This is a genomic window from Streptomyces sp. NPDC008092 (assembly GCF_042957285.1).
Classification (GTDB): domain Bacteria; phylum Actinomycetota; class Actinomycetes; order Streptomycetales; family Streptomycetaceae; genus Streptomyces.
Map to the genome: position 1 here is coordinate 28,539 of NZ_JBIBHY010000015.1, position 12,564 is coordinate 41,102.

The following is a 12,564-nucleotide window of genomic DNA, read 5'->3' on the forward strand; positions in this document are numbered from 1 at the left end:
CCAGAGGCAATTCGGCTAACGTCGTTAGCCACCACCGTAAGGCTAACGGTGTTAGCCGTCAAGGGCGGGCCGGCTACCGCACCATTCGCTCCAGCGCGTCGAACGCCGCCCCCATCCGCTCCCGGTGGTCCTCGACGATCTCCGCGAACGGGTCGCCCGCCAGCTGACGGCTCACGGAGGCGACGCACACCGAGCGGTACGCGGCCACGGTCACCGCCGCCACCAGGTCCGGGTCGGCGAGCCCGGCCTCGGCGAGCGCCCCGGCCAGCGCCCGCTCCACCTCCTCGACCGCCTCACGGGCACGGGCCCGCAGCGCCGGCGAGTCGGCGACGACCGGCCAGAAGCCCCCGAAGTTCTCGCCCACACCGCCCAGCGGATGCCGCGCGTCGATGAACCGGAAGGCCAGACGGCGCAGCGCCGCGAGCGGGGGCTCACCGGGCGCGCGGTCCCGCACCGCACCGGCGAAGGCCGCGACGGCCTCCGGGATGCGGTCGAGGAACAGGTCCTCCTTGCGCGGGAAGTAGTTGAAGACGGTCATCGCCGACACCCCGGCCGCCCGCGCGACCTCCGCGACCGTCACCCGGTCGAAGCCGTGCTCCCGGAACATCACCGTCGCCACGTTGGAGATCCGCTGCCGCGTCTCCCGCTTCTTGCGCTCCCGCAGGGACTCCCCCGGCCCGCCCGGCCTGTTTTCATCGATCACGAGAAAACTATAGCCGCTCGAAAGTTTTAGTGACTACAGTGAAGTCATGAGCGAGCGCATGAAGACTGAAGACAGCAAGAGCGGCAACAACGGCATGGCCTACGACGTGGTGGTGGCCGGCGGCGGGCCCGTCGGGCTCTTCCTCGCCTGTGAGCTGCGGCTCGGCGGCGCGAGCGTGCTGGTCGTGGAGCGGCTGGCCAAGGTGGACGAGACCATCAAGGCGGGCGGGATCAACACGGCCGGCGCGGTGAGCCTCTACCGGCGCGGGCTGCTGCCCGACCTCGCGGCGGCCTGGGAGCGGAACCGGTGGCGGATGCGGGCCTTCCTCGGGGACCGGGAGGGGCCACAGGGCGCCGACGCGCCCCGGACTCCCCCGAAGTTCGCCGGGCACTTCGCCGGGATCATGATGCGCGGCGACCTGTTCGACGACTCCGACCCGGCCTTCGCCGACATCGGCCCCGCCGACGGCGTCGGCCTCGGTGTGCCGCAGGTGGAGCTGGAGCGGATCCTGGGCGCCCGCGCCGAGCGGCTCGGCGTCGAGGTGCGCCGGGGCGTGGAGCTGACCGGTTTCGACGCCGGCGACGAGGGAGTCGCCGTACGTCTCGGGAGCGGCGAGGACGTCCGGGCCGGCTGGCTGGTGGGATGCGACGGCGGCCGGAGCACCGTGCGCAAGCTCGCCGGGTTCGACTTCCCCGGGACCGAGCCGGAGATCACCGGCTACCAGGCGGTCGTCGAGATGAGCGGGGGCGAGCGGCTGGGGACCGGGTGGAACACCACCGACGTGGGGACGTACGTCAACGGTCCCTTCCCCGGCCGGATCCTCACCGTCGAGTTCGACGGGCCGCCCGCCGACCTCCCCCACGCTCGGCTTCGCTCGCGCGGGGGGACCTCCATCGCGCACGTCACCGCCGGGGAGCTGCAGGCCGCCCTGCGCCGGGTGTCGGGGGTGGCCGAGGTGACCATCCACGAGGTGCACTCCTCGACCCGGTTCACCGACAACGCCCGGCAGGCGAGCGGCTACCGCAAGGGCCGGGTGCTGCTCGCGGGGGACGCGGCGCACGTGCACTCGCCGTTCGGCGGGCAGGGGCTCAGCCTCGGGCTCGGCGACGCCATGAACCTCGGCTGGAAGCTGGCCGCCGTGGTGCGCGGGACGGCCCCCGGCTCCCTGCTCGACAGCTACACCGCCGAACGGCACCCGATCGGCGCCTGGGTGCTCGACTGGACCCGCGCCCAGATCGCCGTGATGCGCCCGGACCGGCACGCCCGCGCCCTGCGCCGGGTGGTCACCGATCTCGCGCTGACGGCGACCGGTACGACGTACCTCGTCAAGCAGATCTCCGGTGTCTGGCAGCACTACGACCTGCCCGGCGACCACCCGCTGACCGGGCGGAGCGCCCCGGACCTGGAGCTCTCCGACGGCACCCGGCTCGGCGACCGCCTGCACGACGGCCGTGCCGTGCTGCTCGACCTCGCCGACGACCCGAAGCTGCGCGCCCGCGCGGAGGGGTACGGCGACCGGGTGGACGTCGTCACCGCGGTCTGCCCGGGGCGGCCGGGGCTGACCGGGCTGCTGGTACGGCCCGACGGGTTCGTCGCCTGGGCCGCGGACGGGAGCGACCAGGGAGACGACCTCGACGCCGTCCTGACCCGCTGGTTCGTCGCCGCCTGAGCCCATGGGAGCCCTCAGCCCGGCGGCTTGACCCTGCCGCGACGTCAACGTCTCTACTGGTCCCATGCGGATCGGAGAACTCGCCGCCGCCGTCGGCGTCACCACGCGCACGGTGCGGCACTACCACCACCAGGGCCTGCTCCCCGAACCCGAGCGGCTCGCGAACGGGTACCGGGACTACACCCTCCGGCACGCCGTCGTCCTCGCCCGGATCCGGCGGCTGACCGAACTGGGGCTCGGGCTCGCCGAGGTGCGGGACGTGCTCGCGGACGACGCCGGCAAGGACCTCGTCGAGGTGCTCACCGAACTCGACGAGGACCTCGCCCGGCAGGAGGCGGGGATCCGGGGGCGCCGGCAGCGGCTGCGGGCCCTGCTGGACGCGGGGGAACTGCCCGCCGAAGGGCCCGTCTCGCCCGAACTGGCCGCCCTGTTCGCCGAGACGGCCCCGCGGCTCGCCGACTCCCCGATGGCGGCCAGGGACCGTGAGGTGTTCGCCCTGCTGGACACGGTGGCCGACCCGGCGGCCCGGGAGCGGCTGATGTCCCTCGCCGCCGCCATCGCCGGGTCGCTGCAGGCCACGGCTCGCGCGAACGAGGCCTACGCGCTGCTCGACGCGCTCGCCGACGCCGGCCCCGGCGACCCGCGGGTGGCCGAGGCCGCCCGGGTGCTGGCCGGCTGCATCCCCCGGGACGCGGTCCCCGACGGCGCCGTCGACCACGAGGACGGCTTCCTGCGCGCCCTCTACGCCGACCTCGCCCCGGCCCAGGCCGCGGCGATCCGCCGGGCCCTGGACATCGTCAGCGGGCAACGGCCGTGAGGGCGGTGTGTGCCGTGCTCCGGCACGAGGCGCGGCTGCTGGCGAGTCTGGTGCTGTGGGCCGCCCGGCGGACCAGCGGGACGGGGGTGCGCTTCGGATACGCCCGGGGGCAGGGCGCCATGGTCTTCGGGCTCGCGTTCGTCTGCGTGACCGAGACGATCGGCATGTCGGTCCTGCTGCGCGGCCGGCCGTCCGTGCACCTCGTCGTCCTCGTCCTGGACGTCTACACGGTCCTCTTCGTCGTCGGCCTGCACGCGGCCGCCGTGGTCCACCCGCACCTGCTGACCCCGGACGCGCTGCACGTCCGGGGCGGTGTCCGGCTGGACCTGCGGATACCGCTGGACGCGATCACGGCCGTACGGCGCGAGACGCGCTACCGGCACGAGAAGAAGGCCGGCGAACTCGACGTGCCCGTCGGCTCGCAGACCTCGGTGACCCTCGAACTGGCCGGGCCCGTCGCCCACTTCGGCCTGCTGGGCCGCCGGCAGGAGGTGCGCGTCGTCCGGTTCCACGCCGACGACGCCACCGGTCTCGTACGACGGCTCACCGCGGCACTGCACCACACCGAAGGGCACGTCACGCAGGCGCGAACCGCACCTTCGTCGTCCCCGGATCGGCCTCGGTCAGCCGCACCGGCAGCCGTTCGCCCAGCGGAAGAGGATCGTCGGCCTCGATCCGGCCTATGACGGCGGGCTGCTGCAGCAGCACCTTGCCCACGGTCGGCCGGCGCGGCTCCACCTCCACCACGCACCCGTCGAAGACCTCCCCGACCCGGTCCTTGAGCAGGGCCGCCTCCACGATGTCGACGCACTCCCGCTCCACCGTGCCCGAGCGCCGCGCCCCTTCGGCCATCTGCTTGGGGAGCGTGTCCAGCGCCATCAGCACCCAGTCGGGCGGCTCCTCGCCCGCGGCCGCCGCCAGGCACAGCTCCGAGGCGTAGCGGTCGGCCAGGCGGCGCAGGGGCGCGGTGCAGTGGGCGTAGGGGGCGGCGACGGCCGCGTGGGTGGTGTTCGCGGGGAGGACACCGTCCCGGAAGACCGTGTAGCCGGCACCGCGCAGCAGCGTGGTGCACTCCTGAAGGAAGGCCGCGTGCCGGGGGCGGCGCGGGTTCAGGGAGCGGATCAGCGCGGCGTACGAGACATGGTGCGGCCACTCGATGCGCAGCGCGTGCGCGGTGCGGCGCAGGCGGGCGACGGCGCCGTCGGGGGCGGTCGGGAGGGTGCGGAGGACGCCGGTGCCGTGGGCCAGCATCAGGTCGGCCGCGGCCATGCCGGTGAGCAGCGAGATCTGGGCGTTCCAGGCGTCGGCGGGCAGCGGTGCGCGGTAGGTCAGCTCGTAGGTGTGGTCGTACTCGACGATCTCCTGTTCCGGCACGTTGAGGGAGATCCCGCCGCGCGCCACCTCCAGGCGTTCGCGGGCCTCGCCGATCTCCCTGAGCAGGGCGACGGGTTCCTCGGCGGTCCCCTCGTCGATCCGTTTCTGCACGCCCGCGTAGTCGAGTTTGGCCCGGCTGCGGACGAGGGCCCGGCGGACGTCGGCGGCCACGGTCCGCCCGTCCCCGTCGAGGTCGATGGTCCAGAGCACGGCCGGGGTGGTCTGGCCGGGCAGCAGGCTGGCGGCGCCCTCGCTCAGCACGGCCGGGTGCAGGGGGACCTTCTCGTCCGGGAAGTAGAGCGTGGTCACGCGGTGGTGCGCCTCGGAGTCCAGCGCGCCGCCGGGTACGACGAAGGCGGCGACGTCGGCGATGGCGTACCGGACGCGGTAGCCGCCGTCGTGCCGGGACAGGTGCATCGCCTGGTCCAGGTCCTCGGCGGTGGGCGGGTCGACCGTGAAGAAGGGGATGTCGGTCGCGTCGTGTCCGGGCACGGCCGGGAACCTGGCGGTGCTCTCGGCCTCCGCGAGGACCTCGGACCGGAAGGTCTCGGGGACGCCGAGGTCGGCCCGGAGGGCGGCGAGCGCGGCCCGGAGGGGAGCCTCGGGAGCACCCTTGACACGGATGTGGCGGCTGGGCATAGGACGAGCGTAGTCACATCGCACCGCTCAGGCGTCTTACGCTGGCGCGAAGCGTTGATGATGAACGCCGGTGAACGTCGCCGGTGAACGTCATCGGTGATCGTCGTCGGTGAATGCTGTCGATGAATGCCGTCGGCGAAGAGTCGTCGGTGAACAGTCGTCGGTGAAGAGGAGTACCCGTGCTGGTCCTGCTGCCGCCCTCGGAGGGCAAGGCGTCCTCGGGGCGTGGTGCCCCGCTGAAGCCGGAGTCGCTGTCCCTGCCGGGGCTCGCGGCGGCGCGCGAGGCGGTCCTCGCCGAACTGGCCGACCTGTGCGCCGGCGACGAGGAGAAGGCGCGCGAGGTGCTCGGGCTGAGCGAGGGGCTGCGCGGCGAGGTCGCGAAGAACGCGGCGCTGCGGACGGCGGGCGCGCGGCCTGCCGGGGAGATCTACACCGGGGTGCTGTACGACGCCCTGGGCCTGGCCTCCCTGGACGCGGCCGCGAAGCGGCGGGCCGCGCGGTCGCTGCTGGTCTTCTCGGGGCTGTGGGGCGCGGTCCGGGTGACGGACCGGATCCCGTCGTACCGCTGCTCGATGGGTGTGCGGCTGCCGGGTCTCGGCGCGCTGGGCACGCACTGGCGCGGGCCGATGGCCGAGGTGCTGCCGGAGGCGGCCGGGACGGGGCTGGTGCTGGACCTGCGGTCGGCGGCGTACGCGGCCGCGTGGAAGCCGAAGGGCGAGGTGGCCGGGCGGACGGCGACCGTGCGGGTGCTGCACGCGCCGACGCGGAAGGTGGTCAGCCACTTCAACAAGGCGACGAAGGGGCGGATGGTGCGGAGTCTGCTGGCCGCCGGGATCGCGCCGGGTGGTCCGGGTGAGCTGGTGGAGGCGTTGCGGGACCTCGGATACGAGGTGGAGGCGGAGGCGCCCGCGAAGGCGGGGCAGGCGTGGGCGCTGGACGTGCTGGTGGACGAGGTCCACTGAGGCACCCGCAGGTCGTATTGCAGCATGCGCAACGCTCTTTGCGCATGCTGCATCAGCTCGGCAGGATGTTCGTCATGCCCACCTCCGTGCTGGATCTCGCGCCCGTCGTGCCCGTCGTGGTCATCGAGGACGCCGCCGATGCCGTGCCGCTGGCGCGGGCGCTGGTGGACGGCGGGCTGCCCGTCATCGAGGTGACGCTGCGGACGCCGGCCGCGCTCGACGCCGTCCGGGCCGTCGCCGCCGCGGTGCCGGACGCGGTGGTCGGCGCGGGTACGGTCCTCACGCCCGCGCAGGTGACGGAGTGCGTCGCGGCGGGGGCCCGGTTCCTGGTCAGCCCCGGGTGGACGGACGGGCTGCTGACGGCGATGGCCGCGTCCGGGGTGCCGTACCTGCCGGGGGTGTCGACCGCCTCGGAGGTGGTGGCGCTGCTCGAACGCGGGGTGCGGGAGATGAAGTTCTTCCCGGCGCAGGCCGCGGGCGGCACGGCCTATCTCAGGTCGCTCGCCGGTCCGCTGCCGCAGGCCCGCTTCTGCCCGACGGGCGGGATCGGCCCGGAGAACGCGCCGGAGTACCTCGCCCTCCCCAACGTCGGCTGCGTCGGCGGCACCTGGATGGTCCCGGCGGACGCGGTCGCCGCCGGGGACTGGGACCGGGTCCGGGAGCTGGCCCGGGCCGCGGCGGGGCTCGGGTCCTGACTCGGGTCCTCGCTCAGGGACGCAGGTGGGACGTGTCGTTGAAGAGCCGCACGCTCGCGTTGCCGTCCGCGTAGTACGCCACCGCCGACAGCGAGGCGGCCGACAGTTCCATGCGGAACAGGGACTGGAGCGGGGCGCCGAGGGCGAGTTGCACGAACGTCTTGATCGGCGTGACGTGCGTGACGAGCAGGACGGTGCGGCCCGCGTAGGCCGCGATCAGCTTGTCGCGGGTGGCCGCGATGCGCTCCGCCGTCTCGGCGAAGCTCTCGCCGCCGCCGGTGGGGTGGGCCGACGGGTCGGCCAGCCAGGTCGTCAGGTCGTCGGGGTGGCGCTCGCGGACCTCGCCGAAGGTGAGGCCCTCCCAGGCGCCGAAGTGCGTCTCCTTGATGCCCTCCTCGATCGTGACGTCGAGGCCGAGGCGCTCCGCCACCGCCGCGGCGGTCTGCCGGGTGCGGGTGAGGGGGGAGGCGAGGATCGTCTCGATCGTGCCGCGGCGGGCGAGGGCCTCGGCGGCGCGCTGCGCCTGCTCCAGGCCGACGGGAGAGAGTTCCGGGTCGGTGCCGCCGCTGCCGGAGAAGCGTTTCTGGGGGGTGAGGGGGGTTTCGCCGTGGCGGAGGAGGACGAAGGTGGCGGGGGCGCCCATGTCCGGCGACGAGGCCCAGCCGACGGTGGGCTTGCTCGCGGGCGCTGTCGCTACGTTGCGCGCGGCGCGGGAGTCGACGCCGGGTGCGTCGGTCGTCGTCACAGTGCCGGTGTGTGGGGGCTGGTCGCGCAGTTCCCCGCGCCCCTTACGGGGCGCCGTCAGTGCCGTACGCGCCTTCGCAGCGCCCGCCGCCGCATCACCGGCCACGCCCGACCGCTCAGCCCGCGCATCCAGCTCCGCGGTCGACGCCGCGGCCGACCACTGCTCGCCCCGCTTGCCCGCGTCCATCGCCTCGTTCGCCAAGCGGTCGGCGTGCTTGTTCTCGGCTCTCGGGATCCACTCGTACGTCACCTGGGCCGCCGGGAACACCCGGGACGCCTCCGCCGCCAGCGGCTTCATGTCCGGGTGCTTGATCTTCCAGCGGCCGGACATCTGCTCGACGACCAGCTTGGAGTCCATGCGGACGCGGACGGTCGCGGCGGGGTCGAGGTCGCGGGCCGCGCGCAGGCCGGCCAGCAGACCCCGGTACTCGGCGACGTTGTTGGTGACGACGCCGAGGTACTCGGCCGCCTCGGTCAGCGTCTCGCCGGTCGCCGCGTCGACGACCACCGCGCCGTAGCCGGCCGGCCCCGGGTTGCCCCGGGAGCCGCCGTCCGCCTCGACGATGAACTCCCTTGCCACGTGCGCCCCTTGAGTGTTGCCGCTGGAGTGTTCCCGCTCGGTGTTCCTGCTTGGGTGTTCCTAAAGACCCGACTCGGCCGTGCGCACCAGGATGCGGCGGCAGTTCTCGCAGCGCACCACTGTGTCGGGTGCGGCCGAGCGGATCTCGGCCAGCTCGGTGATGGCGAGCTCCTGGCGGCAGCCCTGGCAGGTGCGGGCGTACAGCTTGGCCGCGCCGATGCCGCCCTGCTGCTCGCGCAGCTTGTCGTAGAGCTTCAGCAGGTCCGCCGGGACCGAGCCCGCGATGACCTCGCGCTCCTTGGTCACCGTCGCCGCCTCGGCGTCGATCTCCCCGGACGCGGCGTTGCGGCGGCCGGTCGCCTCGTCGATCCGGCCCTGGACCGCGCCGGTCCGCTCGGTCAGCTCGGCGACCCGCTCCTGCGTGGACTCCCGGCGCTCCATGACCTCCAGGACGACGTCCTCCAGATCGCCCTGGCGCTTGGCGAGGGAGACGATCTCCTTCTGGAGGTTCTCCAGGTCCTTCGGGGAGGTGACCGCGCCGGAGTCCAGGCGCTGCTGGTCGCGGGCGGCGCGCTGGCGCACCTGGTCCACGTCCTGCTCGGCCTTGGTCTGCTCGCGGGCGGTGTCGCTCTCCTCGGTCTGCGCGGCCACGAGCAGGTCGCGCAGCTGGGTGAGGTCCTTGGTCAGCGACTCGATCTCGGCGTGCTCGGGCAGCGACTTCCGCTTGTGCGCCAGCTGCTGGAGGCGTACGTCCAGGGCCTGGACGTCGAGGAGTCGGATCTGGTCGGCGGGCGCTGCGTTCAGTTGGGGGCTCCAAGGGACGGTGAGTGGCTGGTCCAGGGGTCGGTGACCGTCCTGGAGACGTGCACGCGCAGGTCCCAGCCGTGGCGGTCGGAGATCTCGTCGAGCTGGGTCGCGGCCAGCTCGCACCAGGGCCATTCGGTGGCCCAGTGCGCCGCGTCGAGCAGCGCGAGGGGGCTCTGGGCCACCGCTTCGGAGGCCGGGTGGTGGCGCAGGTCGGCGGTGAGGAAGGCGTCCACCCCGGCGGCGCGCACGACGTCGAAGAGGCTGTCGCCGGAGCCGCCGCTGACGGCGATCGTGCGGACGAGGGCCTCGGGGTCGCCGGCGACGCGGATGCCCTGGGCGGTGGCGGGGAGGCGGACCGCGGCCCGTTCCGCCAGCTCCCGGACGGTGACGGGGTGGTCCAGCTCGCAGACACGGCCGAGGCCCCGGCGGCCCTCCGGGTCCGTCGGGTCCGGGACCAGGGGGCGTACGACGCGCAGGTCCAGGGCGCCGGCGAGCGCGTCGGAGACGCCCGGGTCGGCGGTGTCGGCGTTGGTGTGGGCGACGTGCAGCGCGATGTCGTTCTTGATCAGGGTGTGCACGGCCCGGCCCTTGAAGTGGGTGGCCGCGACCGTCGTCGTACCGCGCAGGTAGAGCGGGTGGTGGGTGACGAGCAGGTCGGCGCCGAGCTTCACCGCCTCGTCGACGATGTCCTGGACGGGGTCGACGGCGAAGAGGACCCGCGTGACCTCCTGGTCCGGATCGCCCACGACCGTACCGACCGCGTCCCAGGACTCGGCCCGCTCGGCGGGCCACAGGTTCTCCAGCGCGGCGATGACTTCTGACAGACGGGGCACGGGGAAAAGGCTACCTGCCTGTTCCGCGGGGCCGTACCTGCTCGCCTGCCGGAGGCAACGCCCAGCACACCCGTCCCCGTTTCCTCAGGCGAATCGCCGAGTGTGCACCCGTATGTGTGAAGCCGCCGTCGGCCGGTCCCCCGCCTGTGCGTGCGAAAACTAGCTTCGTGGCCGGAGGTGACCGAACGATGACGGCCTGTGCGATCGAACCCTCGGCAGCGGACGCGGACGACAGCGCGCCGCGGGCGGGCTGCACCATCACGGTGGACGGGGCGTACGCGGCCCGGCTGGCCCAGCAGGATGGTTCCTGCTTCCCGGAGCGGTGGACGCTGGACGGCCCCGAGCCCTACGCCGTACCGCTCCCCGGCAACCAGCCGGAGGAGCCGGGCACGGAGGTGCAGCCGCTGGGCGACGGGCGGGTGCTCATCCGCCGCCTGGTGGACGGGCGGCACCACTTCGCCCTCCTCTATCCGACCGGTCCCGGCACCGGTGAGCTGCCGCTGGGCGCGGTGGAGTGCCCGGACGAGGGTGCCTCGCTGCGGCTGCTGCCGCCGGCGCCGGGGGGTGCGCACGCGTACGCGCTCGCCGTGGGGCCGCGCTCGTCCGCGGTGTGGCTGGTGGCGGGCGGGGCCTTCGGTCCAGAGCGGCTCGCGGTGGTGCCGGGGCGGTGTTCGGGCGGGGTCTGGCTGGACCGGGCCGGGCGGATGCTGGCCCTGGACCGGGAGCTGGGCGGGCGGACCAAAGCGGTCGTGGTCGACCTGGAGCGGGGCGGCGAGGTGTCGCCGCTGCTGCAGATCGCGGCGGACAGCGACGACCGGCTGCTGCTCGCCGACCCGGACAGCGGCCTGATCCTGGTCGGCTCGGACGCGCCCAGCCCCGGGCAGGAACGGTTGGGCTGGGGTGTCCTCGGCTCCACGCTGCCGGTGCGCTTCCCGGAGAGCCTGCGGGTGCCGGAGTGCCCGGACTGCGTGGTGACGCCGTTCGCCGCCCAGCCGGGACAGGTGCTGGTGCCGGAGGGCTGCGGGGTGGCGCTGCGGATCGACGGTCCGCTCGGCAGCTGGGTGGGGGCCTGGCGGCCCAGAGCGCGCAGGATGTGCCATCTCCCGGCGCCCGAGGGGTGGTTGACGGGCGCCGGGGTGTGGACGCAGGACGGGGTGCTGCGACTGCCGTACGCCACGGGGGAGGTCCCGTGCGGTGTGGCGGCGGTGGCGGTGCCCTGGGGGGAGACGGGGGAACACGGGGGGCCGGGGGACGCGGGCCCGGGGGATCCGGTTCATGACGGCGCGGCTGCCGGGGCGTCGGGTACGCCCGGGGAGTCTGCGGAACCGGATCCCCCGGGACCTGTCGTGGCCCGGCCGGTGCCGCTCCAGCAGGCCCCATTGGCGCGGCTTGTAACGAACTAGCAGCGGTCGGCGTGCCCGCCTGGATTCGCCCCGTGGTGTGCCCGATAAACTCACCGCGCTGTAGAAAGATCATGTTGACGGGGTGAATTCTTCCGATGAGCGACGCCAGCACGTCCCAGCCGCTGTCCGCCGACCTTCAGGAAACGGACGGCCACGGCAAGCACCGCGGCCATGTCTCGGGGCAGGACAGCGAGACGGCCCCCAGCGGCCGGCACCGCAAGCCGGAGCCGGTCGAGGCGGCTGCCTGACGGTAGGTAGGAGGGAGGGGCCCACCGGGTGACCGGTGGGCCCCTTTTCTCTGCCGCCGGCCGGACCCCGCGCCGTGGCCGGACTCAGCCGCAAGGAGCGAGGAATCGAGGGCGACCGCTCACGTCACCCCCGCTTCAGCCCCAGCACCTCCGCCGCCGCGAACGTCTCCCCCGTCTCCCGCTCCGCATAGTGCGGCGTGAGCGCGGCGTCGAGTTCGGCGTAGTCGAAGGTGTCCTGTTTGCTGTCGAACCTGGCCTGGACACGGGGCCGTTCGACGATCGCGACCATGCCGCCGTGCACGACGAGCAGCTGGCCGTTGATCCGTTCGGCGGCCGGGGAGGCCAGGTAGCCGACGAGCGGGGCGACGTGCTCGGGGGCGAGGGGGTCGAGGCCCTCGGCGGGCTGTTCGAAGCCGGCGAAGACGTCCTCGGTCATCCGGGTGCGGGCGCGCGGGCAGATCGCGTTGGCGGTGACGCCGTACTTGGCGAGGGCGAGCGCGGTGGAGGTGGTCAGGCCGACGATGCCGCCCTTCGCGGCCGCGTAGTTGGGCTGGCCCGCGGAGCCGGCGAGGAAGGCCTCGGAGGAGGTGTTCACGATCCGGCCGTAGACCTTCGCGCCCCCCGCCGCCTTCGACCGGTCCCGCCAGTGCGCGGCGGCGAAGCGGGTGGTGTTGAAGTGGCCCTTGAGGTGGACCCTGATCACCGAGTCCCACTCGTCCTCGGTCATCGAGAAGACCATGCGGTCCCGCAGGATCCCGGCGTTGTTGACGAGGATGTCCAGCTTCCCGTAATGGGCTGTCGCGAGTGCGAGAAGGTCTCTCGCCTGGGAGAAGTCGGCGATGTCTCCGGTGTGGGCGACGGCCCGGCCGCCTGCCGCGCGGATCTCCTCGGCGACCTGTTCGGCGGGGGCCGCGGAGGCCGCCCCCGTCCCGTCCCGGCCCGGCTGGCCGAAGTCGTTGACGACGACGGCCGCGCCCAGCCGGGCCAGTTCGAGTGCCTCGGCCCGGCCGAGACCACGGCCGGCGCCGGTGACGATCGCACTGAGCCCGTCGAGCGGCCTGTCCTGCCCTTGCCCCGGCATGCGGCGGCC

At 73.9% G+C, this 12,564-nt stretch carries 13 protein-coding genes; 7 read left to right on the plus strand and 6 right to left on the minus strand.

The genetic code is table 11. From position 1 onward, the window contains the following. Positions 1 to 73: 73 nt before the first annotated feature. Positions 74 to 700, minus strand: a complete 627-nt coding sequence (locus ACFZB3_RS38305; protein WP_391385533.1) for a TetR family transcriptional regulator — start codon at positions 698 to 700, stop codon at positions 74 to 76. 97 nt (positions 701 to 797) lie between these two features. Between ACFZB3_RS38305 and ACFZB3_RS38310 the strand changes: the two genes are divergently transcribed. The 3 genes from ACFZB3_RS38310 to ACFZB3_RS38320 all read left to right on the plus strand — a co-directional run bounded on the left by ACFZB3_RS38310 (position 798) and on the right by ACFZB3_RS38320 (position 3,875). Continuing rightward, positions 798 to 2,372, plus strand: coding sequence for an FAD-dependent monooxygenase (locus ACFZB3_RS38310; RefSeq protein WP_391385536.1), 1,575 nt, complete (start codon positions 798 to 800; stop codon positions 2,370 to 2,372). A gap of 64 nt (positions 2,373 to 2,436) precedes the next feature. Further along, the gene (locus ACFZB3_RS38315; protein WP_391384753.1) at positions 2,437 to 3,189 is read left to right on the plus strand and encodes a MerR family transcriptional regulator; all 753 of its coding nucleotides are present in this window, start codon (positions 2,437 to 2,439) and stop codon (positions 3,187 to 3,189) included. Continuing rightward, positions 3,186 to 3,875: a hypothetical protein gene (locus tag ACFZB3_RS38320; RefSeq protein ID WP_391384756.1), complete on the plus strand. Its 690-nt coding sequence runs from the start codon at positions 3,186 to 3,188 to the stop codon at positions 3,873 to 3,875. Before ACFZB3_RS38315 ends, ACFZB3_RS38320 begins: the two co-directional genes overlap by 4 nt. Here the strand turns inward: ACFZB3_RS38320 and ACFZB3_RS38325 are convergent. After that, positions 3,766 to 5,202, minus strand: coding sequence for an RNB domain-containing ribonuclease (locus ACFZB3_RS38325; RefSeq protein ID WP_391384759.1), 1,437 nt, complete (start codon positions 5,200 to 5,202; stop codon positions 3,766 to 3,768). The genes ACFZB3_RS38320 and ACFZB3_RS38325 overlap by 110 nt on opposite strands. Before the next feature lie 179 nt (positions 5,203 to 5,381). On the opposite strand from ACFZB3_RS38325, the gene yaaA reads away from it, so the two are divergent. Next, a complete protein-coding gene (gene yaaA / locus ACFZB3_RS38330) occupies positions 5,382 to 6,164 on the plus strand; it encodes a peroxide stress protein YaaA (protein WP_391384763.1) in 783 nt (260 codons plus the stop codon). A 44-nt stretch (positions 6,165 to 6,208) separates the two neighbouring features. After that, positions 6,209 to 6,859: a bifunctional 4-hydroxy-2-oxoglutarate aldolase/2-dehydro-3-deoxy-phosphogluconate aldolase gene (eda, locus tag ACFZB3_RS38335; RefSeq protein WP_391384766.1), complete on the plus strand. Its 651-nt coding sequence runs from the start codon at positions 6,209 to 6,211 to the stop codon at positions 6,857 to 6,859. A gap of 13 nt (positions 6,860 to 6,872) precedes the next feature. On the opposite strand, the gene ACFZB3_RS38340 is transcribed toward eda, so the two are convergent. From ACFZB3_RS38340 to ACFZB3_RS38350, 3 genes are read right to left on the minus strand one after another with little or no spacing between them, the layout of a single operon-like run. Further along, entirely contained in the window at positions 6,873 to 8,183 is a 1,311-nt protein-coding gene (locus ACFZB3_RS38340) for a bifunctional RNase H/acid phosphatase (protein ID WP_391384769.1), read from the minus strand. Between the two features lie 60 nt (positions 8,184 to 8,243). Beyond that, a complete protein-coding gene (locus ACFZB3_RS38345; RefSeq protein ID WP_391385539.1) occupies positions 8,244 to 8,987 on the minus strand; it encodes a C4-type zinc ribbon domain-containing protein in 744 nt (247 codons plus the stop codon). After that, entirely contained in the window at positions 8,984 to 9,823 is an 840-nt protein-coding gene (locus ACFZB3_RS38350) for a Nif3-like dinuclear metal center hexameric protein (protein WP_391384773.1), read from the minus strand. The genes ACFZB3_RS38345 and ACFZB3_RS38350 overlap by 4 nt, the downstream gene beginning before the upstream one ends. A gap of 188 nt (positions 9,824 to 10,011) precedes the next feature. On the opposite strand from ACFZB3_RS38350, the gene ACFZB3_RS38355 reads away from it, so the two are divergent. Then, on the plus strand, positions 10,012 to 11,226 hold the full coding sequence (locus tag ACFZB3_RS38355) for a hypothetical protein (RefSeq protein WP_391384777.1): 1,215 nt from the start codon (positions 10,012 to 10,014) through the stop codon (positions 11,224 to 11,226). Positions 11,227 to 11,321: 95 nt separating this feature from the next. After that, positions 11,322 to 11,474: a hypothetical protein gene (locus ACFZB3_RS38360; protein ID WP_351709668.1), complete on the plus strand. Its 153-nt coding sequence runs from the start codon at positions 11,322 to 11,324 to the stop codon at positions 11,472 to 11,474. 124 nt (positions 11,475 to 11,598) lie between these two features. On the opposite strand, the gene ACFZB3_RS38365 is transcribed toward ACFZB3_RS38360, so the two are convergent. Continuing rightward, positions 11,599 to 12,555 (minus strand): 3-oxoacyl-ACP reductase, encoded by a 957-nt coding sequence (locus ACFZB3_RS38365; protein WP_391384782.1) that lies wholly within the window; start codon positions 12,553 to 12,555, stop codon positions 11,599 to 11,601. Positions 12,556 to 12,564 lie beyond the last annotated feature (9 nt).